The following is a 24,341-nucleotide window of genomic DNA, read 5'->3' as shown; positions in this document are numbered from 1 at the left end:
ATGTGTGCGAGTCGTAGTTTTAAAAAAAGGATATAATTATTGTGGCAAATACTCTGACCTTAACTGATTCAAACATTCCTAATTCAGCACCAAAATCAGGAATTATTTGTTTAGAGAACATCTTTAAAATTTATGGTAGTGGTGAAACCGAAGTAAAAGCCCTAAATGATATTAACTTAGTTATCGAAGAAGGCGAATATTGTGCAATTATGGGGCCTTCTGGTTCTGGAAAATCTACCGCGATGAATATTATCGGCTGTTTAGATCGTCCTAGTTCAGGAAATTATTATTTAGATAGTCTGAATGTAGCCCAAATCGGTGATACAGAATTGGCACATATTCGCAATAAAAAGCTAGGGTTTGTATTTCAACAATTCCATTTATTAAACCAATTGACAGCAATGGAAAATGTGATGCTGCCAATGGTGTATGCTGGTGTTAAGCCTGGGGAAAGAAAAGAACGGGCAATTGAAGCATTGATAAAAGTAGGTTTAGAAAAACGTCTCAATAATAAACCTACCCAATTATCAGGGGGACAACAACAAAGAGTAGCGATCGCACGCGCCATTGTCAACCGTCCCGTTGTTCTCCTTGCTGACGAACCCACCGGCGCACTTGATTCCCGCACAACTCAAGAAGTTTTAGACATTTTTGGTGAATTAAATGCTAGTGGTATCACTGTCGTTATGGTGACACATGAAACAGAAGTTGCGCGTCAAACTAAACGCATTGTTTGGTTTCGTGATGGTGAAGTGCTACATTCTCACCTGACACCAAGTGAATTACATCAGCTTGTAGTTTCTTGATTAGAATATCGACAGTCAAATCGAAGGATTATCATCAAAGCGGGATCAACATCAAAGGTATTAAAAAACCATCATGCTGCAAATCACCAACAAAACCACCATCCCGATTAGCGAAATCAGTATTAGTGCAATTCGTTCTCAAGGTGCAGGTGGTCAAAATGTCAATAAAGTTGCGACAGCGATTCATTTGCGCTTCGACATCAACGCCTCTTCTCTATCACCACTTTACAAAGAACGTCTGCTCAATTTGGGAGATCAACGTATCACCAAAGATGGAATAATTGTCATCAAAGCCCAGCAACATCGTACTCAAGAACAGAACAAAGAAGACGCGCTCAACCGTCTGCAAACCTTAATCAAAAGCGTCACTGTTATCCCCCCAAAACGCAAGCCCACAAAACCCACACGCAGCGCTAAAAATAAACGCATTGACAGCAAAACAAAACACGGCGAAATTAAAACCCTACGACGCAACATCACAGAATGAGCAGCGCAACTAATACATCTCAGGTAAAGTGATACATTTTCACCTCAACCGAGTTGATTTAAATGAAATTATACCATTTATTTATCGTTGTAAAGACGTTACATGGAACGTCTCTACGGTATTTATTTGGTGATTGTTAATTCCCAAGTCAAAATTCTGAATTTTGAATTTTGAATTGGATTTTCAATTAATTATAAACTCGATGTTTTTCCTGTTTCTGCTTGCGTCGCAATTGGTTTAACATCGCTATAACCCATCTCCCCAGCAATTGTCCGCAAAATAGAAATTTGCTCTTGAAATTCTATTTCTTCAATTCGAGCAAGTAAATCATTAATTTCCTCAGTTGATTCATAATTATCTGGCATTCCTACCACTGTATCCCCCATAGCTTCTGCCCAAACATACCAAATGAACAACTGGTTATTTTCTTTTAATGCCCCATAAGCACGAGAATAGGCTGTATCCTTACAGTTAACTATATCCCGCATAATTTCTAGTTGTTCCTCATCTGATAATTGCAAATAGTCTCCTACCAACATGGGAGCTAATTCTGGTTCAGCTGCTGAGGGAGCCGCTGGAGTAACAGTATCACCCATTTTTTCATAAACAAAATATAGCCAAGCTAATTTGGCATCGGTATCTAAAGCATTAAACTCTGCGACTAAATTTTGAGTTGACTGGCTCTGAGCTTGATGAGAAATAGTTTTATTGTAACTAGCGGTCATAATTAATCCTCAGCCTAATTTAACAGTTAAGACTTATAGGATTATCAGATTTTAATAATTATTATCTACCTCCAAGAGAAGGATGTTTATTAAATAGCTAAACTAGATATTATCTACCCTGTAATAGAGGGTAATATCTCTCTTGTGGAACAAGATTTTAGTAAATTATTTTGATAAACTCGCTCCAGCAACGTAAATGTTAATTAAGGTTTTAATTATGTCTGATAAAGTGCAGCCTAATCCCAGTGAAGCTCCCACCCATGATGCACAATTAGCTGCTGAACAAATAGTTAGTGGTGAAAAAAAAGCACCAAAGGTAGATTTTGAAGCTGATTATGCATCTGCACAGCAATTCAGTGTCAGCGAAATTGACCGTACAGGTGAAGGAAAAACTGCTGCGGAAACTGCCACTGCACCTAAATATGAAATCCCTGAACAAGAAGAGACAAAAACTGAAACACAGTCCACAGGTAATCCTGATGATTATGTAGAGATGGCTAAGGAAATTGGTGCTTCTAAGATTGAGGCTGTCACTATTGTTAGTGATGATTTAGTACAACAAGCTTTGCAAAAGGGTGAAGCCGCTAAGAAGTAATTCCAATTATTTAACATCAAAAACTTATTTTTTGCCCAAGCTCAATCTTTAATGAGGTTGAGCTTTTAACTAATTCTGGGGTCTAAATCTCCGTTACAGAAGAATTCAGGAGTCAGGCGTATTGCAATACGCCCGTACAGGAGTCAGGAGTAAAACTGGCTTGCTGTCTAGGTTTCAATTTTGATTCTGTACCGTATGGCTACGCCACGCAAGCTATCGGCTGACGCTCACGGCGAAGCCTCATTGATCTGCAATCTGCTATATAAAACTTAATTACGAATTATTTTTTATCACTTCTAATAATTTACTTGGATGATCAATTAAAAAATTTGGATTTTCTTTGGCTAGTGCTTCTGCTGAATTAAACCCCCAAGTCACTGCAATTACCTTGATATTAGCTTTTTTTGAAGCTTCGATATCTCTGGTTTCATCCCCTACATAAATCACTGATTGAGGTTTAATTTGCTTCTGCCTTAATACATTATTAATAATGGTGGTTTTACCAAAAATTGTGACTCCTGAATGGATAAATTCAAAAAGATAACCTAAATCATGACAATTCAGAAATTCGGTAACATTCTCTTGAGAGTTAGAAGTAATAATTCCCAGTCGAAAATCTTGACTTTTAAGTTCTATTAATACTTCTTTCATTCCAGGTATAGGATGAAAATCTTTGATTTTGTCCTTTAATTCTGATTTTACTTTTTTAACTAGAAAAGGTATCTTAAACAGAGAGATACCGGAATATTTAATAATTTCTCTAGAGGTTAAATTCCTCAACAGAGCAAGTTCATTGGGCGTGATTTGTATATAACCAAACTCTAAAGCTAAACGATTAGCAAGAGTTACAAGGGCATCTACAGTATCAGCAATTGTGCCGTCGAAATCAAATATTATTACTTTCTGAGTCATTCTTTAGCCTAGATGCATCAAGATTAGCACGCGCATTCCGTCGTAACATTTCTGGTTTAATCCGTCGTAAGGCTGATGCGGTAAATTGTCTATCCCACTCCTGATCTGAGATTTGCGCTAATTCTACCAGCTTGGGTGCTAAATTCCCAGGATAAGGGCGAAAATCTGTGACATCACTAACCTTAGCAAAACGCTGATTCCAAGGACATACATCTTGGCAGATATCACAACCTGCAACCCATCCCTGTAAATGAGGTGTCAGGGTTTCCGGCAATGTTTCTGCCCGGTTTTCAATGGTATGATAAGCGATACAGCGATTGGCATCTACTACAAATGGTTCGGTAATTGCACTACTAGGACAAGCCTCGATACAACGGGTACAAGTTCCACAATGTTGTGTGGCTGGGCGATCGCTCTCTAGTTCTATATTAGTGAATATTTCTCCCAAAAATACCCAAGAGCCATACTCTCGCGTAATTACATTACCATTTTTGGCAATCCAACCAATCCCCGCTTTTTGCGCCCAAACTTTATCTTGCACTGGGCCTGTATCTGCGTAATATCTAGCTTTTACACCTTCACCTAATGATTCTAACCAGGTAGCTAATTGCTTGAGTTTCTTGTGCAGAACCTTATGATAGTCCCGTCCCCAGCCATAACGAGAAATTTTGGCGTATTCTTCACCTTCTGGACGTTGATCGGGTGTGTAATAATTTAGCGCCACACACACAAGCGATCGCACTTCTGGCATGACTAAACGAATATCTTGGCGCTTGGGATTAGCCATCCATTCCATATCAGCATGATAACCAAGTTCCATCCAAGCTTGCAGTCTTTGTACTTCTTTTGCATCTATCTCATTTACAGATGCAATACCAACTTGATGAAAACCTAACTCCCTGGCTTTTTCTTTCACCACACTGCTGCTGGTTGAGACACAATCATTCATTTTTCTGATTCCGAATTCTGCCAGTAGGTTGATGTTAATTATACATCATTAATTTAATATATTTATGAGATTTCGTTAATAAAACTATATGTGAATATTAATGTAAAATTATTAAGAAATAATGCACAATAGTTTTCAAGAGGTCAAGCAACCCAGAGTGATGCAAACCTCCCACTAGTTAACAGCTGATTGAGTTAATAGATTGTGGTGACAATATGACATTCACTTCTGATTCAGCTTCAACCCGCTTTCCTAGCACTTTTAACTACGGCATCCAACCGGGTGATGCTGTGGCTGCAACCACTGCTGTATTCAAAGCCCTCAGCGTGGATGACCAACTAGCTGTACTTTGGTATGCGTACACAGAGATGGGTCGTTCCATCACCCCAGCAGCTACAGGCGCAGCACGTTTGCAACTAGCCGAAGGTCTTTTGAATCAAATTCAACAGATGTCTCATGCCGAGCAGTTAGAAGTAATGCGGGACTTGGCGGCTCAAAGAAATTCACAAGTTTCTCGTGCTTACGGTATTTTCAGTGTCAATACGAAGTTAGCTTTCTGGTATGAGTTATCAGAATTAATGGCGAAAGGATTGGTTATTCCTGTACCAGCAGGTTATCAAATCTCTCGTGACGGCGCACAAGTTTTAGAAACTCTCAAGGAATTAGATTTTGGTCAACAAATCACAGTACTGCGGAAAGTAGTTGCTGACATGGGCGTTGATATTTTCGCTGACTAAGCAAGTTTAAAAAATTCGTAATTTTTCGGATTTAATTACCCCTTTTCCATACCTAATTTTTTTACATGGGTCTAAATCAATACCTTTCAGAGGGAACTCTTAACTCTTAACAGTGAAACCCACCCTTAAAAGAGTGAGATTGAAAACTTGGACGTTTTGTTGTTCGGGCTATGTCAAAACAAATTTTCTTTTCTGACTGAGCTTTAAACTCAAAACTAAAGTTTTAGGGAATAATACACTTTCTATTAAGAGTTGCCTATTCCCTATTCCCTATTCCCTGTTCCCTTTGGTTTGTAAGCCTTTAGCCTCCCATAAGGCCTTACTTTCTGAAATTACGAATTATTTTGATATCCTTCCAACCTCAATGTCTCAATGAATAGTTCTCAGGTACTTCTCTGGGGACTATTCTTTATTAAAAATCCCCAATCCCATAAAATGGCTATGACATCTGCTGAATTTTCGCTGTCAACAGAATTTAAGATTGAAGGAATTACAGAAACCAGTATCCTACGTTATTTTTCTACTTTAAACGCTGGAGACTTTACAGCTACTGCTGCGTTATTTGCTGAAGATGGTGTGATGCACCCACCATTTGAGTCTGGTATTGTAGGAAGAGATGCGATCGCTGCATTCTTACAACAAGAAGCCCAAGACATCAAAGCTGAACCCCGTCAAGGAATTACTGAAAACCTGCCAGATAACTATATCCAAATCCAAGTAACAGGAAAAGCACAAACTTCTTGGTGCGGTGTCAATGTTCTCTGGCTGTTTATCCTTAACCAACAAAGGCAAATTTTAGACACTCACATCAAGCTTTTAGCCTCTAGGAAAGAGTTACTTTCTTTACGTCCACCTAATTCAGAAAATATTTAACCTTTAGTACCTTTAGTAGCAATAGTTTGCTCTAAAGAACGCAATAACAATCTTCTTCCTAGCTCAACGTCTGATGGCGAACATTGCCAATCTGGATGTGCTGTCATTAACAGACTATCTAAAGTTTCTTGATCAAAAAGATGCCATACAGGAGCATCATTAATTCGGCTTTCTAGAGCAAAACAGTTAGGAGAAATGCAGCGAATCATACAACGGCTGGAAACTCTAGCCAAACTCATCATCTGCCCAGGTTGTAGAGAGCGAAATTTGCGGATCACTTCTTTGAATTCATCAAAAGAAGACACTATTAATCCAGGAAGAGCCAATGTAACCTTCTTGTCTCCATTCACCGCAATCCAGTAATGACGACTCGGATCAATTCCTTGTAACCAGGGTGATTCATCATCAAGACGATAGCGAGGCGACAAACAAAATAAAGGTTGCATAGTATAAATTTGGTATTAATTTCAAGATTTTTATTACCCAAAAGGGCTTTCAAGACTATGGAATTTAGCCTTTAATAGCCTTTATTAAATTATTTGATAAATAACACTGATAAAGCAAATAAATTTAGCAAAAGTTATTAAATCACTTAATATTTCTTAATCTATTTCTTAAATCTACACAAATAAATTAATCAGAAATTAATCGGATAAATCGATGATTTTTCCATCTTTCACTCTACTTTGACAGAAGAGGGTAATCACCCTGGGTAAAAATATATAGATTTTGGGCTATAGTTTCGGGCTAATTTTGGGCTATTTTACTAATTTTGGTAGAGTAGCTTCTAGCTTGAGACAGTTAGCACCATTCACTTGCAATTTATACTCTACCTTATCCATTAGGCGATTCATAATTAGCCACCCATAACCGCCTTCTTGCATTTCTGTGGGATTGGGCGCAAAATAAGTGGACATATCAAAGCCTTCACCGTAGTCCCAAACTTCGATGGATAGCTCTCGGTCTTTTAGTTCCAGACGTAGTAAAACTGGCAGATTTGGCTTGTCTTTATGAGCATGACGTACTACATTAGAGTATGCCTCTACTAACGCCAGCCGCAAACGACCTGATTGCGCTGACCAATCCACAGATTCTCCCAGTTGGATTTTCAAGCATCCCAGTAACCAAGTTTCGACGATGTTTACGAAACTCAAATGACTTGGTACGTGAAGCTCACTTTTCATTACTTACAAAACCTCCAAAGAAAGTATAGTTTGGTCATCTTCTTGGACATGATTATCTGCTTGGATTACTCTTAGTAAATTTTCAAGAGACAGTGGTTCAGGTTGGTTTTGTATGAGTAGCCACAAACCTTCTTGATTTAACATAGAACCATTTATTGTCCCAGAGATCTTATCGGCTTTTACATAGTTTTTTATTTTATCTAATACTCTAACTTCCGTAATACCATCACTAGATAGTAGTAATGTGTCCCCTGAAGCAAGTGTCAATCGTCCCGACTGTGCCTGCCAGTTCGGTAAAATTCCTAAAGGTACGCTGCGGACTTTAAGATACTCAGGTTGAGTGACTAAATTTGCTGGACTTGACCACAGTAGAGGATATATGTGACCAGCATTAGCATAGACAAGTTCTTTAGTAGCAGGGGTGTAAGATGCAATAACAAGAGTAATAAAATAATTGTTACTGATTAAGTCATCAGCGAGAGCGTAGTTGAGATTTTGCATAACAACATTCGGCTCGGCTGGTGATTCTTGCGATAATTCCCGACGCAATAAAGAAATAGCGCTGGCCATGAATAAAGCCGCTGGAACACCTTTACCGGAAACATCACCTACTGCTATCCACAAGTCACCTTTAGGATGAACAAACACTTCAAAAAAATCTCCTCCCACTTCCCGTGCGGGGTGGCAGCAAGCTTGTATTTTTACACCTTCAAGATCAGGTAAGGTTTGACGGAGCAGGTTGTTTTGGATTTGGCGTGCTACTTGTAATTCAACCCGGATTTGCTGTTGTTTTTCTTGCAGGCTTTGGTAGAGTTTGGCTTGGGAGAGAGCTAAGGCTGCTTGTTCTGCCACACCTGTAATTAGTTGAATGTCTTCTTCTTGCCAAGGATGTTCACTTCCCCAATGATAAAGAGAGAGAATCGCTAGTAAGTTCTGCTGGTAGGTAAATGGTACAACTAAATATTGAAAGGGGTGTCCATTATGTTTGTCTTGAGTTAATTGATAATGCTGGGTTTGCAGGACTACTTCAACTAAATCAATGGGGTCGCAGGGTAGACTGACCGTTGGGGAGTTAGGATCTTCATAGAAAAATTGTTTTTGTGTCAGGCGATCATCTTCTACGAGTCTCAGTAGAGAACTAGTAGCAGCAAATGTATGTCCAATAGTAACAACAATATTCTGCAAAATACTGTCATAGTCTAAAGATTCCCGAATTACCTTTGTGACAGCGTTAAATAAGGATTCGCGTCTGAGGGCATGACGCAGTTCTTTTGTCCGTTTTTTTACTAGACGATATGTATCGCGGGCTTGCTCAACTAATGCCTTTAGCTGTTCAGGCTTCCAAGGTTTAGTGATGTACTTAAATACCTGACCAGAGTTAATTGCATCTACCAAATCTTCAACATCAGTAAAACCAGTCAGCAAAATCCGAATTGTATCGGGATAGCGTTCCACTGTGCGACTGAAAAATTCTGTGCCATTCATCTCTGGCATTCTTTGGTCAGAGATAATCACCGCCATTTCCCCTTCTTGATTTAAGATGGCCAAGGCATCATGGGCATTATCTGCTCTATATACTTTAAAGTCTCGCCAAAACGTGCGGTAGAGTAGATCTAAGTTGTCTGGCTCGTCATCTACCACCATCAGCTTGAGCTTTTCTACCTGTGGTTTAGTCATATTTGACTATAATTTTTAGTTCATTTTAATGGCACGATAATACCAAGTTTAGATTACTTGATTATCAACTAACCGTCAGACAGCATTCTTTTACACTTATGAAAAATTTAAAAAGCCAAAAGGCTATTTCAAATCTATCATGTGCCTAAATGGGGAAAATTATAGTCATCTATTCCACTAACCCAGAACGCAAAGCGTGTACTGCTGCCTGGGTGCGATCATCAGCACATAGCTTGTTGAGAATATTGCGAACGTGAGTTTTTACGGTGCCAATAGTGATGTAAAGTTTTTCCGCAATGACTGCGTTGCTACAACCTTCCACTATTAATTGCAACACTTCTAATTCTCTGTCTGTGAGGGAGTTAGATTGGATCGGCTGTTGATGTTCGGCTGATTCTGAAGAATCTACAAAAGGTTGATGATCTGAGGATTTAGATGCTGAGTTAGGTGGATTTTGTTGGGCTTGTTGTAATACTATACGAGCGATCGCAGGATCGATCCATGCATTGCCATTATAAGTGACTCGCACTGCTTCTAGTAAATTATCAAATTTGATATCCTTCATGCAGTAAGAGTCTGCTCCTGCTGCAAAAGCTGCCAACACTGCCTCTTTATTATCCCGTAGTGTCAAAATTAACACTTTTGTATCTAAATCTTCACTGTCAATAATAGCTTTTACCTCTCTTGTTAGCTCAATACCATCCTTATCTGGTAAACCGATATCGACAATCGCAATATCAGGTTGTAATTTTTTTAGCATTTTTAGCCCCTCAGCGGCATTGGTGGCTTCTCCTACAACTTCGATTTCATCCTTTTGTAGTAGTGCTGTCCGAATACCCACACGAGTGAGATCATGATCTTCAATTAGCGCGATCCGAATTTTACTCATAGTTAACTTACATCAGCTACACTAAGTTTTACACTGCTCACGCCTAAAAAGCATAAGACTCTTAACTTACAGTCAGTTTAACTAGTTTGCTCAACTTCTATGTCCGTAGTGTAGCGGGAATTTTCGCCATTATGAATACTTGAGGACTTACGCACCATTAGCAGTATCTATAGTTTCTGTATTTAAGCCATGATAAAACTTACAAGTTCATTGTTGCTGGGTTTGACGATGGGAGTAATCGCACTGACAGCTACCCCAACTTTCAGTCAGTCTAGCTCTACGAGTAAAGATGCATTTCAATGTGGAATGATAGATGGCAAAAGAACTACATTCGTTTATGATGCCAAAACACAGGAAAAAAAACCATTAATTCACTGGGAAAGCAAGTATATAGATTCAAATACTGACATTAATAAAGCTTGCAATAATGCTGTTGAAATATTAAAAAATCGCTCTGATATTTTAATAGGGGTTGAGATGAATGCCAACAATCCAATGCTTGTTTGCATAATTGATCAAGAGGGTGATACCTGTAGTAAAAACCCTAAGAATCAATTATTTGTTCTGGAAAAAACAGTGACAGAGAAAAGCTTCAAAACAGATATGTCTGAAATATTTAACAGCGCGTGGGTTACTTTAGATAATGTTGAGTTGGTTAGAGGCAGTGTTGGTCAAATGTACACACAAATTAAATCTAGAGCTTGGTGGGATCTGTTCTAAGATTTACTAAGTAACTCAGAAGTCTGAAAAAACCGCCTTAGCAATTCTGATTTGAGTTGTGAAAATAGAAATTCTTACATAGCCGACTTCTCCAAAAAGTCGGTTATATTTTTTTTCTGTTTAGATATAGTAGAACTCTTTTCTCGTTTCCATACAGACTATCAAAATGAATTATGGAAACCTTTGTTTTATGTGAGCATAAAAACAGCCCGTCTATGATAGCATTTTCTTGTTCTCTTTAACACCATTTATTGCCTAATTTATTAATGCATCAGTTATAAACTAGATTTTGGAGCTTCAACGGGAATAAAACCAAAAGTAAGCTGATATCTACAATCTGCCTGGGAAAAAATTTGATAAACTAAGCTTCAATATAATTTGGTGTAAATCTAATTAAGAATAAACTATGTATAAATCACTTAAGGTATCGTCAGTGTTAGGTTTACCAGTTCATGTAATGACAAATTATACAGACTGGTTACTAGAATGTCTACAACAAGGCCGAGGAACTCATGTAGTCACCCTCAATGCAGAAATGACTATACAGGCAGAACGAAATCCATCTCTAACAGAGGTAATTCAAAATGCTGACTTAGTAATTCCAGATGGTGCAGGGGTTGTTCTGTATTTGCAGTGGCTGTTAAGGCAAGAAGTAGAACGCTGTCCGGGAATTGAACTAGCCGAAAAACTATTACAAGAACTCGGTCAACAAACAACTGCACCTACGGTATTTTTCTATGGAGGAGCTACGGGGGTGGCCGCAAAATCAGCAGAGTTGTGGCAGCAGGAAGTTCCTAATCTAAGTATCGTAGGTACTTACTCTGGCTATCATAGCCCAGAAGAAGAAGAAATATTACAACAAACTCTGACTGAGTTGCAGCCACAAGTTATCTTTGTAGGTTTGGGAGTGCCACGTCAAGAGTTATGGATTGCCAAAAATCGGCATTGGTGTCCTCAAGCAATTTGGATAGGAGTTGGTGGTAGTTTTGATATTTGGTCAGGGATAAAAACTCGCGCTCCCCGTTGGTTAGCGAATAACAATTTAGAATGGCTGTATCGTTTGTATCAAGAGCCTTGGCGTTGGCGACGAATGCTGGCGTTACCGGAGTTTGCCCTGAAAGCCTGTATTTATCGTTTGACTGCAAGGAGCGTTAATAGTGTTGAGTGTTGATTAGAGATTAGATATTAGATATTGGTAATTAGGAAACAGGTGATTAGTAAACAACGGATAACTGATAACTTATAACTGATAACTAATAACTTCTAACTAATAACTTTAAGCGATGCCAATATTAAAAACTCCAGAAAAGACAGACACATCTGTTCATAACAAGGTAACAGATAGTCAACAGCAGGCTAGTCAAACCGAGACAATAGTAGAATTGCGCTCTGTAACTAAGACTTACAGTACAGGCTATCATGCTCTGTTGGATGTGAGCCTAGAAATCAAAAAGGGAGATTTTTTGTTTATTACAGGCTCTAGTGGTTCTGGTAAATCGACTTTTTTGAAATTATTGTATGGCCAGGAGTTGCCCACACAGGGAGAGGTAATTGTTGATGATTTGAATGTAGCAAACTTGCGGGGCGATCGCTTGTCATTCCTGCGCCGTCGCATAGGCATTGTCTTTCAAGATTATAAATTGATTCCCCAGCGCACAGTAGCGGAGAATATAAATTTTGTACTGCAAGCTCAAGGCTACACTCGTAAAGAAATTCAACGACGTTTAGAACCAACTTTAAAATTAGTAGGTTTATTATCTAAAGCTGACCGTTTTCCTGATCAACTTTCTGGGGGAGAACAGCAACGGGTAAGTATTGCACGAGCAATTATTGCTACTCCTCCCTTGATACTGGCAGATGAACCAACAGGGAACCTTGATCCTGATAACTCCTGGCAAGTAATGCAGATTCTGCAAAAGTTAAATACCTTTGGGGCGACAGTAATTGTCACTACCCATGATGAGCAACTAGTAAGACGGTGTAATCATCCAGTTGTACAGGTCAAAAATGGACGACTATATCGAAAATAGTCCAATTCAAAATTCAAACTAATACTGCTCTACCTGCTCAGAACTTGTATTAAACTCTTTAACTTTGGCAGATATAGGTACAAAAGGCTTGGCACTCCCCGATAGTAAAACCTGTAAACCTTCCAAGCTTTGTAAACTATTCAAAGCTGCCTCACGAATCACTGTTTCCTCTTCTTGATTTAATAAAAGTCGCAAGCATTCAATAACTTCTTGCTTTACTAAAGTATCAACTTGCTTACGAGTGAGAAATTTAGTGAGTTGACGCACGGCAATCAGTCGTTTTAAGGGGTCTGTTTCTGTTAAATTGTTCAATAACCGATCAAGATGGTCTTCTTCTCGATTGCCTTGAAGGCTGAAGATTTGCCAGACTAACAAGATTAGAGTTAGCAGCGTCCCAAAACCTTGAACAATAGTACCAGTAGCAATCCAATGACTTTGAGAATCAACCCAGATTGCCGCAGTCATGTAAGTAATGAGAGTAGCAATACCACCACTAGTAACTGCTAAAGCTAATCGAATGTTGGTACTGTTTAAAAACCTATATATTTTTAACCAACTTAGTTGCCAGTTCCATTTTGGTATTGAGTAAGCCAAGATCATTACCCCAATACCAACTGCAAGTGCTAACAGCAACTTCCAGTTCCAAAACAGCATGGCAACAAAGATTGTCAGAAAACCAAGAATGCCTCCAGGTTCAGAAAAACGTTGTAAAGTTTGCTGTTTTGGGCTGACTGTCTTGATCTCTGGAAGCCGCTTGATTAATTGCCGCCAAGAAGACGAAGCCTGATTCACAGTTTGTACCTACTTGATTACAAGATTGCTTAATGGATAAGTTTTATCTGATATAGGAATCCTATATCATTTGTGAAGAGTCTTAAGTACTGTAGCATTGTTCACCAAAACTAGGATATGTAATCCCGTTTTACTAATCACATAGAAATGGTCATATCCTGTCAGGATGAAAAACAAAACTTAAATTCATCAAGGGTGAAGTGACCGTCAAAGGAATAGAATTTAACCCTCTTGATGTTATTTATGGTTACGGATAGTAGCTGATTGGGGGGTATCCCGGAGTCAGAATTGACAAGATTAGCTGTGGGTAAAATTGATTGGGTCAGCAATTGATCATCTTGGTCGTAGGCAGAAAGTACTAGCCGTTGGGAGCTAGTGACTAAGGTACTAACCAAGTTTACAGGATGTGAAAAAGTAGCTTCTAAAAATCCGCCCTTGGGAGATCCCATTAAAACTTTTAGCCCTGAGTTGCTGGAAAATACTGGATTTGATGGCTGTATCGCTAAGGAATTATGAAAAATCACACCCCACTGCTTATATTGAAAATCTACTGCTTCAAAGGGTTTTAGATTGTCCAAATTTAAACGAAAGCATCTATTTACATTTACTTGTTCAGCATCAATTTCTGCTGCCGACAGTTCCTGCCAAACTGAGGTGATGATTTGGTTGCGTACATCACCTGTGTGAGGCTGCAATTTAGTGTCTTCGAGCGTTTGGACTTGATCTGATTGAAGAGTAGCCTGATTTACCATCACACCCTGCTTTACCGTTACCTAGAGATTAATCACATCATTGAACAATTCAAAATTCAAAAGAGAACCAAGGAGTCAGGAGTAAAACTCGCTTGATAACTGATTTTTGGGATAAATTTTCTACTTTCTGCATACATAACCAGACTCAATAACTGATTTAGGTCAGTTTTGCGACTTTCTGTAATGAGCAAAATTGACCGTGATTTTTCTGGTAGATTAACATAAAAACTCCTGTTAGTCTTCATTTACTGGTGATTCTCACTATGATTAAAAAGCCTGATTGCATATTGGTTTCAGTATAATTTTTTTGAATCATAGGAAAAACAACACTAAATCTTCATAACTTATTTAGTATTTTTACATTTACTTAATCTAACGATAGTCAGAAGCTATCGTGTTACAGCAGATTGCAGATCAATGAGGTACAGAATCAAAATTGAAACCTAGACACATTCGCCAGTTTTACTCCTGACTCCTGTACGGGCGTATTGCAATACGCCCCTACTGACTCCTGACTCCTGAATTCTGCTGTATTAGTTAGCTGATAATAAATAAGTATGGGGCAAGTATGGAGAGTTTACACTGAATCCTCAGTAAAAAGTCAGTGGATTTTGGCATCTTTTTTCTTGTTCTGGAAGACATTCTTACTCTTTCAGGACACTCATATCTGGCTTAAAGTCAGGGTGTAATTCTTCCCAATCTTGCCACCACGTTTGTGAAAAAGTGCGATTCCTACGGAGCGCTTCGCTATCGCTAATTTCACTTCTTTATGACAGTAATTTAAAATCTCTGGTGATTGAATTGGGTCAAATACAATACCGACGCTTTGTTAAAGCTAAACAAGATGAGAAATATTTGCAAAAATGATAAATTTTATCAATTACTTGCTTTTATGATTAAATTCTGTTACTCTTGATACAGACAGTCCAAAAACTTGCAAAATCAGGTTGTCAGTATCTTAACGGTTGATGCCCTCTCAGTAAAGCACCAGAAATCAAAATTCTTATCTCTCTTCCTGTCTGTCTTCCGGCTGATTTGGACAATAACCTAGATAGGTTGAGGCTAAAGTTAAGTTAAATGATTTAATATTTAGTTGGTAAGTTCAATTCCTGATTGTTCTTTCAGCCTATCCTTTGAGATCCGATATTTTTTTAGTAATTAGTTGAGAATTATTAGCAATATGATCCTAAAAATTGATCAACTTCAAACTTGTCAAAATCTGCCGTTAGGTATACAGATAAAAGCCATTGCTAAGAGGGTCTTAATGAAATATAGGAATCCGGTTTGGTTTCTGTTCGCGGTAGCGTGCCGTAGGCATATTTACTCGTAGAGGTAGGGAACAGGGAACTCTTAACAGGGAACAGAGAAGAAGGAATCAAGGTATACGGAGTTCTGTTCAAAATTCAAATAGGAGTCCTATATAAGATTTGTTTCCAAACTTCTAGCCTAGAAGAAGAAAGGTTTTTAATCTCCTCTTTCTTACTAGGAAAGGGTTTGGGGCTGAGGTATATCTTACAGCAGGGAATAGGGAATAGGGTTGAAAGTCTTTTAGCATAAGGCTTTAGTCTTAAATTTTGTACCTCCTGCAACCTGAAATATGCTGTATCTTTAATTACGAAATTTTACGTAGCTTTCTAGTAATTAGATACTAATTTTAATTAATTACTACGTAAATGCTGTCTTGATAGAGGCCAAGTTTGGGGAATGAAGGATTTATTAACCGGAAAGACTTTAAAAAACCAGAAACTTATAAAGTGGCCACCTGTTTTTAGCTGGTAAACCTATTAGCCTCAGAACTGGTAGCTAGAAACACAATTTTATTTTTTCATTACCTTTGTCTATAAAATTGATTCTTGAGTAAACCTATATGGATACTTTTTTTTGCTCTGATTATTCTCGACAAATAGGAGAAGAAATTATTGGTAGTGCCACCCATTATCAAACTTATATTTTAGTTGAATGCCCGCAACCTTGGATATCAGAAGCATTTAAATCCAAATGGGTTCCAGATAATTTGCGTGTTTTAGTAGAAGAAGTACAGCATAGTAAATTACCGATTCGGTTTCTATTAATTGCTAATGATGAATCGCATAAAATAGAAACAACAACTTTGCTGATTTATCAAAAACAACAAGGTTTAAGTAATGGCTACAGCAAACAAGAGTTTAAGTTGCCGAATATTGAACAAGTGGCAGGAGTTGTGCGGAAATGGTTATCCGGGGGTAGTCCTGATGATCAAGTAGAAACCAGTATAACTAGAGATATTTTAGTATGTACTCACGGTAGCCATGATCAATGCTGCGCGAGATATGGCAATCCTTTTTACTTTTACGCTACAAATACTATTGCTGATTTACATTTAAATCATGTCAGGATGTGGAAATCGACTCACTTTGGTGGACATCGTTTTGCTCCCACAGCTATAGATTTTCCAGAAGCCAGATATTATGGTGTACTAGATCAAGATTCCTTCAAAGCAATTTTAACTAGGACTGGTGATATTCAATTTTTGAATAAAGTCTATCGTGGTTGGGGAATTTTGCCCTCTGCATTACAGATTTTAGAAAGAGAAATAATTCTCCAACAAGGTTGGGATTGGTTCAACTACAAAGTAGCCGGTAAAATTTTAGAGCAAAGTTTAGATAATAATACAATTTTAGCAGAACTAACTTTTGAACAACCCGCTGGTTCTCTCTACACATACCAGGCTAAACTTGTGAAAGATCCAGTTAAAACTCAAGCATTAAAAAGTTCTTGTCATGCTACACAAGAATCTGTGGTTGTTAAATATGCTGTAGCTAATCTTTGGCTTGCTGATAAAAAAGTAGCTACCTATGCAAGTAATTATTAGTGTAATCAATCAGCAGTTAGAAGTAATAAAAGTATGCTAGGGGTAAAGCACATTGTCCTTTCCCCCTACTTATAGAATCAAACGATTCAGAATTTCGAACAGGATTACACTCGAAATTAAGTTAAAGTATATTTAGTACTTTCCTTAAAAGTGCTTGATCTTCTAACTTAGGTTTAAGACGACCATTTTCCACATCACGAATCCAGCTTTGGCTTTTACCCGTAAGCTTGGCTAATTCTCTTTGGGAAATATTGATATTCTTTCGAGCTTGCAAAATCTGTTCACTTAATAAATCATCTGTACTTTTAAGAGTTTTTTTACTCCTAACATGACGCTGCTTTTTTTTCTCTGCTTCTGAACTTTTCTGTTCCCATTCTGGGGGAAGTTCAAAAGATAAAATGCGTGCATTCATCAACAAATTCCACTTTCCACGAGGTCCGCTATCGGTGAGACGATTATCATTACTACCGTCATTAATCCAAAATTCTAAAGCCTCATCTGGATCTTCGGGAATGTCAACTAATTTTGCCCACAAAGGTTGAATTTCTGGTGGGTAGGTAATCGGGTCAAATAATGCTTTAACTCCATAATGATTGAGAACTTCCAAATCATTTTCAAATGTTCGTAATAAGCGTTTACGCTCATCTCGTAATCTCGAAGCTAGGTTGACTTTTTCTTCCCCATAAGCAACGCGCAGCAAGGTAGGAATGGTGATGCGTTGTTCTCTACCCATTTTGGTTTTAAATAATAACCATAACATAAGTCTAACTGCGCCTTCATGCTGTTGCCAAAGACTCATAACTGTAGTTAATACGGTTTTGGGGAGACTACCATATTGATAGAATCCACTTCGCTCCTTGCAAGCTTGTTTATTTAAGAAATGCTGCGCCCAGATGCCGGCTTTGACTGTAAATGTCAGTCCAATCAAATATTTAGACCCCTGATCATCTTCTTGAAAATGGTGCTGAATATTTGTTAAATGCCATAAGCGACTATTTGTGATGGAAAATCCGGGAACTCTACCCCGTTCAGGCCAGTCAATGGAAACAATAAGTGAGCAAGCTTGCTGGACGATGTTCTTGATTAAACATAGCTTGGCTATTTTATTCAGGTCTTTGCGTTTCTCTAACCCCAAGTATTTTTCAATTTGTCGTTCATCAATGGTAAATTCCTGTTCCCACGATTGATCTAAGGCTGTAGCATGGGCAGCAAAAATCAGATGAATACAAGCGGCTCGAATATCTAGATTTTCGATTGCTTGTATATCTTGAGCTAGGTTGCTAACTTGAAATGGGTCTTGGATCTGAAAAGAAATTGCACCCCGACCTTGATTAACTTGTCGGCTATAATGTAAATTACCTTCTGAATCTGTTTCCCAATTTAATGATTTGCGTTGTGCGAGTAAATTGCAAGCTTCCCAGATAACTATTGCCGAAGCAAAAGGGTGATTCTTGCCATTAGAAAACAAATCAGGATTGGTAGGTTCTCTCGCATCAACTTTGCATCTGCCTTTTTTTACTTGCCAAGGTATAGGAGCATTTGTTGGACAAGCAATTACACATTGTGGTTCTGGATAATAACCCTCACAATTGTTGCAAAGACAAGGATCAATCCAATATTCATTATTTTCGATTTTGATTGCACCCGTAGGACATTGGGGGCGGCAGTTGTCACATCCAACGCAATTTTTGTTAGGAATTGTATAAGGCATTAGACTTCTTCCTAGTTTAATTGCTGAGATGTTTGGCTCAAGTCTCCCCTCGATGTCTCCTTTTGATTCATAACTTGCTACCAAAGTATCTCCATGACAAGAAAAGTTTTTTCTTGCCTGATTAACTACCCACATCCAAAGATGTATGTTGTTGTATCCAATGGGAAGCTATTTAAGTCCTTGAAACTCAGGCTTCATTGCTTCTTCATTAACTATACATTTCATAAAGATTTCAATAAGATTGTTCACAATGAGCCTGGAAAGATTTCTTAAGATTTGCCTAGAAATTTATCCTCATTAGTATTTATTTTTGACAATAAAATATTAGCAAATTGTTTTTGGTTAACATTTGAGACTATTATGAGTAGTTTGAATTTAACTTATTAATGTTATTAACCCTTAACTCAATATTATTTTTGCCATTAAAGGTACAGTATTTTTCAGAGAATAAGTTGTTTAATTATGATGAAATAATGTAAAAATATAACTTGTGTCTGAAGAGAATTTGTCTACTCATTTACCAGGAAGACCTATTAGTAATAATTACCAGATGAAACTCCTATATAGCAGGGAACAGGGAAGAGATTTTTTCATGAATGATTTAGCATTTCTATATAAATCAACACTGTTCAGTTAGAGAAATAGGAAATACTTACCCACTCAGCTTAAAAAACTCTTGTTTGACTTCGCACAGCTTTCAGGTTCTCAGCCTGCTTGAGTACACGTTCAGTAATGCGATCGCACACTAACTCACAAAGCTCAAAAATTATTGGGTCAGCAATCTCGTAAAAGGCACAGGTACCTTTGGACTGACGAGATAGAATTCCTGCCTGAGTTAACACTTTCAGATGCTTAGACAGATTTGCCTGCCCCAAACCAGTCACCTCCGCAATTTCCATCACATTCATCGAACCTGACTTGAGACAAGTCAAAATCTGTAACCGACTCACCTCTGATAGCACTTTAAAATAGTCAGCAACCGCCAAAAGAATGCCTGGATCAGTATTGGATAGCTTGGTTTTTGGCATAGAGAAAGTCAATCTTTAGTGCAATTATTGTTTAATAACTAATTAGCATTATAACTAACTGCCAATTAATAGCGGAAAATAGATTGTGTTGCACAGACTATCTATTTGAGCTAATTTTGGAGTTTGCTCTTCTATTCAACGATATCGCGGGAGTCCCCACATCAGAAGTAAAACTGATCTGCTAAAATTACTGTAGAGTTATTTAGTTAATTAGTGGATAGCTTTGTGATAGCCCTTATTCATCGAGTTGTAATTATTTATGGATGTAGATAAAATTTTAAGCCGTTATCTGGCGGGAGAACGCAGCTTTCAACAAGCCAATCTCCTAGAAGCAGAGCTAACTAATGTGAATCTCAGCGGTGCAGATTTTAGCTATGCTGATTTACGTCAAACACGACTAGGTAAGACCAATTTTAGCCAAGCTTGTTTACGGGAAACAGACCTGAGTGAAGCCATTCTTTGGGGAACTGACTTGAGTGAAGCAGACTTGTATCGTGCCATTCTGCGTGAAGCTGATTTGACTGGTGCAAAACTAATTCAGGCTCGTTTAGATGAAGCCAACTTAATCAAGACTAGTTTATGTGGTGCTAATTTGCATGGTGCAAAACTCTCTCGTGCGCTGCTAATTCAAGCAGATTTTCGTCCCAGTTCCGACCATCGCACAGATTTAGGATATGCAGTTTTGAGTGGAGCAGATTTGAGTTACGCTGACTTACGAGCCGCTTCACTACACCATGCTAATTTGGATAATGCAAAGTTATGTCGAGCAAATTTAGGTCGAATAATTCAATGGGGAGATTTAGCGACTGATTTAACAGGTGCTAGTTTGCAAAGAGCCGATTTAAGTTATGCAAATCTCACTAATACAATATTGCGAAAAGCAAATTTACAAGGAGCAGATTTAACGGGAACAATTCTCACCGATGCTGATTTGGAAGGAGCGATTATGCCTGATGGTAGAGTGTCTGGATAATTTTTTTTAACGCAGAGTCACGCAGAGGTTAACGCAAAGTGACGCAGAGGTTTTTTGGTGTTTTAGGTTAAGTTGGGTTGATGTAAAAAACCCAACATACATTTTTATTTATGGTGCTGCAATGTTATTAGAAAATATCAATTTATCTGAACTACCATCAGTTTATCTACTAGAGAAAGATAGTCTTCCTCATTGTGCAGCTATCTACTTTATCTCTGATAGTCAAGGTCAGATTATTTATATAGGTCGAACTGTCAACTTATGTGAAAGATGGAAAGCACACCATAGATTTCATCAACTAAGAAGATTTAATAAAAAGAATAGGCTCAATATTTGTTGGTTGACTTGTAACCGTGATTTAGAAACTCTCGCAAATCTCGAAAATGAGTTTATTAGGTTATACAAACCACCGCTAAACTGGTCAAAAGTAATAGCACCAATTAAAAAAATAACTCCAGCCGAAATTGCATTACAGCAAAGTCTTCAGCAGTTAGCCAAGTTCAATGTTATGATATTTGGGTTTGACCCAATTTTAGACAAAGAACCGCCAACAATATACTTACTTTATCCTGTTTATGGAATGAGAGGATTTTCTGGAAGTATTAGAACTGTAGGCACAATGTTTACTGGTGGATAATGCACGGACGTAAAAATCCTGACCCTGTACGTAATAATATAATACTTAATTTCCAGAATGAGGTGGATAGACTACCTACTATTAGATGGTCTGGCTATAGGTTTAGGTTCGAGACTATTAGGTTTATTGAGGATGATGTAGAAGTTGAGAGTGTTCTACTTCCACTAGCTATGTTTGAAGACCTCATAAAAGATAAGTCAAGGTTTAGGAGTCAAGTTCTAGAACAAATTCTCAAGGGTGAATATCAACCATCTCCCGAAGAGATGGGAAGTATCAAACTATTTGTGTGGCTACAATCTAATTCTATATCTTCTCTACTTCAAAGCGAAAATAGCGAATAAAGATGGCGTGGCTAAATTCAGGTATGAAATTCACTGGCTTTAATTGTGAAAATTCTTACCTTTGCGCCTTTGCGCCTTTGCGTGAGACATTTAATAGGTTGGGTTAAAAGCAACCCAACCCAAATCATTTAACTATTACGCCGTAAGTTCACCGCACCGTTCCCCGCAAAGCTTCAGTATCAATCGGTTTAATCAAATAGACAAGCAGGAGATTCCAGACAATTGCTGCTATTAAAGGTAGTTTGCGGATAAGTTTCACGACTTTGTTACTAGAACTGCGGGAAATCTCCGATATTTTCAAGTTGTAATCTGAGCATTGTTGTAGAAGTGGGAAAAACTGAGGATGTTCGGTATTTAACATCACTGGAAAAGCGCGTCCAGCAGTTTCGTTGGTGTTGCGAACCACTTCGTGATCAAATTCTGTGGGTTCAAGTCCCAGCAAATGGTAAAAACTACCTCGTTCGTGAACTGTCAAAGTGTGGGTAGCAAATACCGATAACAAGAAAAACCGACTCCAAAGTCTTGATTTCCAGTTGTTCCAAAGTTTGGGTTGCGATCGCAATAATGCCTTGAATATATCCCCATGTCGGTTTTCATCTTGACACCAACTCTCAAATTTACGGAAAATTGGGTAAAACTGATGCTCTGGATGTTTTTGTAAATGGTGATAAATAATGATGTAACGCCAATAACCAATTTTTTCTGATAAATAAACAGTATAAAGCACCCACTCAAGGGGGAAAAATGTATAGGTGCGGGTTTTCGTAACCTCACCCAAGTCCAGAGAAAGTTTAAAATCACCCATTGCTTTGTTGAGAAATCCCGCATGACGAGCTTCATCACGCGCCATCAGTTGAAATATTTCCGCTAGTAGGGGACTACGTTGTTTCAGCTTCCGTGATAATTCTTTAAATAGCAAAAACCCCGAAAACTCGGAAATACAAGAGCGTTCCAAATACTCAATAAAGGCTCGGCGTGCTTCACCATCAATATGTTCCCAAGACTGCTCAAACTCTTCATCCCGGAGGAAATGGTGGCGGTTGTAGTCTGCCCGCATTTCTGCCAACATTGCCTGTAACTCTGTTTCTTGGGCGGAAAGATCCAAATTAGCAGCGGTTTCAAAATCTGTGGTGTAAAACCGGGGAGTAAGTACGGTTTCTTGAGTTGGGGCTTTAATTCCTGGTTTGGGTAGGGTATTAACCATGATTCCTCTAGTAGTTTGTTTAATACTTACATAGCTATCAAGTTATGATTACTATAGTTCTTTGACTAGATTCTGTAGTTAAAGCTTTACAATTTTTAAGCATAGAGCGATTTGTGATGGTTTCAAGGCCTATCCTTGCACCTGCTTCACCTTTTATCCCCTTGAATTTCTTGATTTATCAAGGTTTTTCGGTTTATATGGCTTACGCCACGCTATCAGCAAGCCCTAATTAAGTTTTGTAACCACTTAATATCTTATTGGCTTAATAGCTATAAAGTTATGAATCGAAGTAACTACTCTTACCAAGAGATTAAGAGGTATTCAGCATGGGTCGTCATTCAGAGAATCATCTGCGGGAATCTACAAATCAAACAATATTGCGCGCCACTCCAAATTCAGTCAATCCACCTGTAGATTCCCGCCAACGGGCGAAGCAGTTGATGCAGGACATACAGGATGAAATTTGTGCTGGTCTAGAACAACTTGATGGAGAAGCTCGTTTTCGGGAAGACCTCTGGGAACGAGCCGAAGGTGGTCAAGGACGCACCCGTGTGATTCGGGAAGGGCGGGTATTTGAACAAGGTGGTGTTAATTTTTCAGAAGTTTGGGGAGATAGCTTACCTCCGGCAATTTTGACTCAACGCCCAGAAGCAGCCGGACATGATTTCTTTGTGGCTGGAACTTCGATGGTGCTACATCCTCGTAGTCCTTATATTCCAACCGTACACCTTAACTATCGTTATTTTGAAGCAGGTCCAATTTGGTGGTTTGGTGGTGGGGCTGATTTAACGCCATACTATCCTTTTGCGGAAGATGCTGTTCACTTTCACCAAACTTTAAAAACTGCTTGTGATGCTTCCCATCCAGAATATTATCCGGCCTTCAAACGCTGGTGTGATGAATACTTTTATTTAAAGCATCGTCAGGAACAACGAGGTATTGGCGGTATATTTTTTGATTATCAAGATGCTAGTGGGAGACTTTACGTAGGTTCTCAAGCCGATAGTCAAGCGGCACTTTACAGTCAGCAAGTGGGAAATGTATCTCGTAATTGGGAAGATATGTTTGCGTTTGTACAACGCTGTGGTCAGGCATTTTTACCTGCTTATTTGCCCATTGCGGAACGAAGACAAAAGATGGAATATAGCGATCGCCAGCGTCAATTTCAATTATATCGTCGGGGTCGTTACGTTGAGTTTAATCTAGTGTATGACCGGGGAACAGTTTTCGGGCTGCAAACCAATGGCCGGGCGGAATCTATTCTCATGTCTCTACCACCGCTGACTCGCTGGGAATATGGCTATGAACCAGAACCAGGAAGCCCCGAAGCACAACTTACTGAAATCTTTCTTCAGCCCCAGGATTGGGCGAATGGTTTGATAGAACCGGAATACAGCATTTAGTAAGCAACCGTGAGGAGAAAGAATTAATTTCTAATTTTTAATTCTTTCCCCTATTCCCTATTCCC

25 protein-coding genes are annotated in these 24,341 nt (G+C 38.5%); 13 read left to right on the top strand and 12 right to left on the bottom strand.

Features of this window, described 5'->3' with window-relative positions:
* Window positions 1–41: 41 nt before the first annotated feature.
* Together A9Y75_RS07545 and arfB are read left to right on the top strand one after the other, a co-directional pair.
* Window positions 42–806, top strand: coding sequence for an ABC transporter ATP-binding protein (locus A9Y75_RS07545; protein WP_071188961.1), 765 nt, complete (start codon window positions 42–44; stop codon window positions 804–806).
* A gap of 73 nt (window positions 807–879) precedes the next feature.
* Window positions 880–1,293: an alternative ribosome rescue aminoacyl-tRNA hydrolase ArfB gene (arfB, locus tag A9Y75_RS07540; protein WP_071188960.1), complete on the top strand. Its 414-nt coding sequence runs from the start codon at window positions 880–882 to the stop codon at window positions 1,291–1,293.
* 191 nt (window positions 1,294–1,484) lie between these two features.
* Here the strand turns inward: arfB and A9Y75_RS07535 are convergent, their stop codons facing one another.
* On the bottom strand, window positions 1,485–2,018 hold the full coding sequence (locus A9Y75_RS07535; RefSeq protein WP_071188959.1) for an orange carotenoid protein N-terminal domain-containing protein: 534 nt from the start codon (window positions 2,016–2,018) through the stop codon (window positions 1,485–1,487).
* Between the two features lie 217 nt (window positions 2,019–2,235).
* Here A9Y75_RS07535 and A9Y75_RS07530 point away from each other — a divergent pair, with 217 nt between their 5' ends.
* Window positions 2,236–2,613: a hypothetical protein gene (locus A9Y75_RS07530; protein ID WP_071189642.1), complete on the top strand. Its 378-nt coding sequence runs from the start codon at window positions 2,236–2,238 to the stop codon at window positions 2,611–2,613.
* 273 nt (window positions 2,614–2,886) lie between these two features.
* On the opposite strand, the gene A9Y75_RS07525 is transcribed toward A9Y75_RS07530, so the two are convergent.
* Together A9Y75_RS07525 and queG are read right to left on the bottom strand one after the other, a co-directional pair.
* Complete coding sequence (locus A9Y75_RS07525; protein WP_071188958.1) at window positions 2,887–3,525, bottom strand: HAD-IA family hydrolase; 639 nt, start codon at window positions 3,523–3,525, stop codon at window positions 2,887–2,889.
* On the bottom strand, window positions 3,500–4,474 hold the full coding sequence (queG, locus tag A9Y75_RS07520; protein WP_071188957.1) for a tRNA epoxyqueuosine(34) reductase QueG: 975 nt from the start codon (window positions 4,472–4,474) through the stop codon (window positions 3,500–3,502). The genes A9Y75_RS07525 and queG overlap by 26 nt, the downstream gene beginning before the upstream one ends.
* Before the next feature lie 215 nt (window positions 4,475–4,689).
* On the opposite strand from queG, the gene A9Y75_RS07515 reads away from it, so the two are divergent.
* Together A9Y75_RS07515 and A9Y75_RS07510 are read left to right on the top strand one after the other, a co-directional pair.
* A complete protein-coding gene (locus A9Y75_RS07515; protein WP_071188956.1) occupies window positions 4,690–5,211 on the top strand; it encodes an orange carotenoid protein N-terminal domain-containing protein in 522 nt (173 codons plus the stop codon).
* A gap of 441 nt (window positions 5,212–5,652) precedes the next feature.
* Complete coding sequence (locus tag A9Y75_RS07510) at window positions 5,653–6,084, top strand: nuclear transport factor 2 family protein (RefSeq protein WP_071189641.1); 432 nt, start codon at window positions 5,653–5,655, stop codon at window positions 6,082–6,084.
* Here the strand turns inward: A9Y75_RS07510 and A9Y75_RS07505 are convergent.
* The 4 genes from A9Y75_RS07505 to A9Y75_RS07490 all read right to left on the bottom strand — a co-directional run bounded on the left by A9Y75_RS07505 (window position 6,081) and on the right by A9Y75_RS07490 (window position 9,834).
* Entirely contained in the window at window positions 6,081–6,530 is a 450-nt protein-coding gene (locus tag A9Y75_RS07505) for a hypothetical protein (protein ID WP_071188955.1), read from the bottom strand. The genes A9Y75_RS07510 and A9Y75_RS07505 overlap by 4 nt on opposite strands.
* Window positions 6,531–6,842: 312 nt before the next feature.
* Entirely contained in the window at window positions 6,843–7,268 is a 426-nt protein-coding gene (locus tag A9Y75_RS07500; RefSeq protein WP_071188954.1) for an anti-sigma regulatory factor, read from the bottom strand.
* Between the two features lie 3 nt (window positions 7,269–7,271).
* Entirely contained in the window at window positions 7,272–8,945 is a 1,674-nt protein-coding gene (locus A9Y75_RS07495) for a SpoIIE family protein phosphatase (RefSeq protein ID WP_071188953.1), read from the bottom strand.
* Window positions 8,946–9,114: 169 nt separating this feature from the next.
* The gene (locus A9Y75_RS07490; protein ID WP_071188952.1) at window positions 9,115–9,834 is read right to left on the bottom strand and encodes a response regulator transcription factor; all 720 of its coding nucleotides are present in this window, start codon (window positions 9,832–9,834) and stop codon (window positions 9,115–9,117) included.
* 189 nt (window positions 9,835–10,023) lie between these two features.
* Here A9Y75_RS07490 and A9Y75_RS07485 point away from each other — a divergent pair, with 189 nt between their 5' ends.
* The 3 genes from A9Y75_RS07485 (at window position 10,024) to ftsE (ending at window position 12,584) form a co-directional block, all read left to right on the top strand.
* Window positions 10,024–10,554: a hypothetical protein gene (locus tag A9Y75_RS07485; protein ID WP_143046378.1), complete on the top strand. Its 531-nt coding sequence runs from the start codon at window positions 10,024–10,026 to the stop codon at window positions 10,552–10,554.
* Window positions 10,555–10,960: 406 nt separating this feature from the next.
* Window positions 10,961–11,725 (top strand): WecB/TagA/CpsF family glycosyltransferase, encoded by a 765-nt coding sequence (locus A9Y75_RS07480; RefSeq protein WP_071188950.1) that lies wholly within the window; start codon window positions 10,961–10,963, stop codon window positions 11,723–11,725.
* A 112-nt stretch (window positions 11,726–11,837) separates the two neighbouring features.
* Window positions 11,838–12,584, top strand: coding sequence for a cell division ATP-binding protein FtsE (ftsE, locus tag A9Y75_RS07475; protein WP_071188949.1), 747 nt, complete (start codon window positions 11,838–11,840; stop codon window positions 12,582–12,584).
* 18 nt (window positions 12,585–12,602) lie between these two features.
* Here the strand turns inward: ftsE and A9Y75_RS07470 are convergent, their stop codons facing one another.
* Window positions 12,603–13,376: an armadillo-type fold-containing protein gene (locus A9Y75_RS07470; RefSeq protein ID WP_071188948.1), complete on the bottom strand. Its 774-nt coding sequence runs from the start codon at window positions 13,374–13,376 to the stop codon at window positions 12,603–12,605.
* A 161-nt stretch (window positions 13,377–13,537) separates the two neighbouring features.
* The gene (locus A9Y75_RS07465; RefSeq protein ID WP_071188947.1) at window positions 13,538–14,128 is read right to left on the bottom strand and encodes a hypothetical protein; all 591 of its coding nucleotides are present in this window, start codon (window positions 14,126–14,128) and stop codon (window positions 13,538–13,540) included.
* 1,867 nt (window positions 14,129–15,995) lie between these two features.
* Between A9Y75_RS07465 and A9Y75_RS07455 the strand changes: the two genes are divergently transcribed.
* Window positions 15,996–16,979: a sucrase ferredoxin gene (locus A9Y75_RS07455; protein ID WP_071188945.1), complete on the top strand. Its 984-nt coding sequence runs from the start codon at window positions 15,996–15,998 to the stop codon at window positions 16,977–16,979.
* A 121-nt stretch (window positions 16,980–17,100) separates the two neighbouring features.
* Here A9Y75_RS07455 and A9Y75_RS07450 read toward each other — a convergent pair whose 3' ends face one another.
* Both A9Y75_RS07450 and A9Y75_RS07445 read right to left on the bottom strand, forming a co-directional pair.
* Entirely contained in the window at window positions 17,101–18,690 is a 1,590-nt protein-coding gene (locus A9Y75_RS07450; protein ID WP_071188944.1) for a helix-turn-helix domain-containing protein, read from the bottom strand.
* Window positions 18,691–19,355: 665 nt separating this feature from the next.
* Window positions 19,356–19,718 (bottom strand): metalloregulator ArsR/SmtB family transcription factor, encoded by a 363-nt coding sequence (locus A9Y75_RS07445; protein ID WP_071188943.1) that lies wholly within the window; start codon window positions 19,716–19,718, stop codon window positions 19,356–19,358.
* A 259-nt stretch (window positions 19,719–19,977) separates the two neighbouring features.
* On the opposite strand from A9Y75_RS07445, the gene A9Y75_RS07440 reads away from it, so the two are divergent.
* From A9Y75_RS07440 to A9Y75_RS29025, 3 genes are all read left to right on the top strand, one after another.
* Window positions 19,978–20,691: a pentapeptide repeat-containing protein gene (locus A9Y75_RS07440; RefSeq protein WP_071188942.1), complete on the top strand. Its 714-nt coding sequence runs from the start codon at window positions 19,978–19,980 to the stop codon at window positions 20,689–20,691.
* A gap of 121 nt (window positions 20,692–20,812) precedes the next feature.
* Window positions 20,813–21,328, top strand: a complete 516-nt coding sequence (locus A9Y75_RS29030) for a GIY-YIG nuclease family protein (RefSeq protein WP_071188941.1) — start codon at window positions 20,813–20,815, stop codon at window positions 21,326–21,328.
* A gap of 62 nt (window positions 21,329–21,390) precedes the next feature.
* Complete coding sequence (locus tag A9Y75_RS29025) at window positions 21,391–21,669, top strand: hypothetical protein (protein WP_201788398.1); 279 nt, start codon at window positions 21,391–21,393, stop codon at window positions 21,667–21,669.
* Between the two features lie 148 nt (window positions 21,670–21,817).
* On the opposite strand, the gene acsF is transcribed toward A9Y75_RS29025, so the two are convergent.
* Entirely contained in the window at window positions 21,818–22,873 is a 1,056-nt protein-coding gene (gene acsF / locus A9Y75_RS07425; RefSeq protein ID WP_071188939.1) for a magnesium-protoporphyrin IX monomethyl ester (oxidative) cyclase, read from the bottom strand.
* 326 nt (window positions 22,874–23,199) lie between these two features.
* On the opposite strand from acsF, the gene hemF reads away from it, so the two are divergent.
* A complete protein-coding gene (gene hemF / locus A9Y75_RS07420) occupies window positions 23,200–24,276 on the top strand; it encodes an oxygen-dependent coproporphyrinogen oxidase (protein ID WP_071188938.1) in 1,077 nt (358 codons plus the stop codon).
* The last annotated feature ends 65 nt before the right edge of the window (window positions 24,277–24,341 follow it).

Source organism: Trichormus sp. NMC-1 (genome assembly GCF_001858025.1).
Taxonomy (GTDB): Bacteria; Cyanobacteriota; Cyanobacteriia; order Cyanobacteriales; family Nostocaceae; genus Anabaena.
This window is presented reverse-complemented; position numbering and strand designations above follow the sequence as displayed.

Excerpts from the sequence above, each read along its gene's own strand:
- A9Y75_RS07525 (WP_071188958.1), bottom strand. The coding sequence starts at position 3,525 with ATGACTCAGAAAGTAATAATATTTGATTTCGACGGCACAATTGCTGAT.
- A9Y75_RS07515 (WP_071188956.1), top strand. The coding sequence starts at position 4,690 with ATGACATTCACTTCTGATTCAGCTTCAACCCGCTTTCCTAGCACTTTT.
- queG (WP_071188957.1), bottom strand. The coding sequence starts at position 4,474 with ATGAATGATTGTGTCTCAACCAGCAGCAGTGTGGTGAAAGAAAAAGCC.
- ftsE (WP_071188949.1), top strand. The coding sequence starts at position 11,838 with ATGCCAATATTAAAAACTCCAGAAAAGACAGACACATCTGTTCATAAC.
- acsF (WP_071188939.1), bottom strand. The coding sequence starts at position 22,873 with ATGGTTAATACCCTACCCAAACCAGGAATTAAAGCCCCAACTCAAGAA.
- A9Y75_RS07485 (WP_143046378.1), top strand. The coding sequence starts at position 10,024 with ATGATAAAACTTACAAGTTCATTGTTGCTGGGTTTGACGATGGGAGTA.
- A9Y75_RS07530 (WP_071189642.1), top strand. The coding sequence starts at position 2,236 with ATGTCTGATAAAGTGCAGCCTAATCCCAGTGAAGCTCCCACCCATGAT.
- A9Y75_RS07455 (WP_071188945.1), top strand. The coding sequence starts at position 15,996 with ATGGATACTTTTTTTTGCTCTGATTATTCTCGACAAATAGGAGAAGAA.
- A9Y75_RS07445 (WP_071188943.1), bottom strand. The coding sequence starts at position 19,718 with ATGCCAAAAACCAAGCTATCCAATACTGATCCAGGCATTCTTTTGGCG.
- A9Y75_RS07535 (WP_071188959.1), bottom strand. The coding sequence starts at position 2,018 with ATGACCGCTAGTTACAATAAAACTATTTCTCATCAAGCTCAGAGCCAG.
- A9Y75_RS07495 (WP_071188953.1), bottom strand. The coding sequence starts at position 8,945 with ATGACTAAACCACAGGTAGAAAAGCTCAAGCTGATGGTGGTAGATGAC.
- A9Y75_RS29030 (WP_071188941.1), top strand. The coding sequence starts at position 20,813 with ATGTTATTAGAAAATATCAATTTATCTGAACTACCATCAGTTTATCTA.
- A9Y75_RS07440 (WP_071188942.1), top strand. The coding sequence starts at position 19,978 with ATGGATGTAGATAAAATTTTAAGCCGTTATCTGGCGGGAGAACGCAGC.
- hemF (WP_071188938.1), top strand. The coding sequence starts at position 23,200 with ATGGGTCGTCATTCAGAGAATCATCTGCGGGAATCTACAAATCAAACA.
- A9Y75_RS07450 (WP_071188944.1), bottom strand. The coding sequence starts at position 18,690 with ATGCCTTATACAATTCCTAACAAAAATTGCGTTGGATGTGACAACTGC.
- A9Y75_RS07490 (WP_071188952.1), bottom strand. The coding sequence starts at position 9,834 with ATGAGTAAAATTCGGATCGCGCTAATTGAAGATCATGATCTCACTCGT.
- A9Y75_RS07500 (WP_071188954.1), bottom strand. The coding sequence starts at position 7,268 with ATGAAAAGTGAGCTTCACGTACCAAGTCATTTGAGTTTCGTAAACATC.
- arfB (WP_071188960.1), top strand. The coding sequence starts at position 880 with ATGCTGCAAATCACCAACAAAACCACCATCCCGATTAGCGAAATCAGT.
- A9Y75_RS07510 (WP_071189641.1), top strand. The coding sequence starts at position 5,653 with ATGACATCTGCTGAATTTTCGCTGTCAACAGAATTTAAGATTGAAGGA.
- A9Y75_RS07465 (WP_071188947.1), bottom strand. The coding sequence starts at position 14,128 with ATGGTAAATCAGGCTACTCTTCAATCAGATCAAGTCCAAACGCTCGAA.
- A9Y75_RS07480 (WP_071188950.1), top strand. The coding sequence starts at position 10,961 with ATGTATAAATCACTTAAGGTATCGTCAGTGTTAGGTTTACCAGTTCAT.
- A9Y75_RS07505 (WP_071188955.1), bottom strand. The coding sequence starts at position 6,530 with ATGCAACCTTTATTTTGTTTGTCGCCTCGCTATCGTCTTGATGATGAA.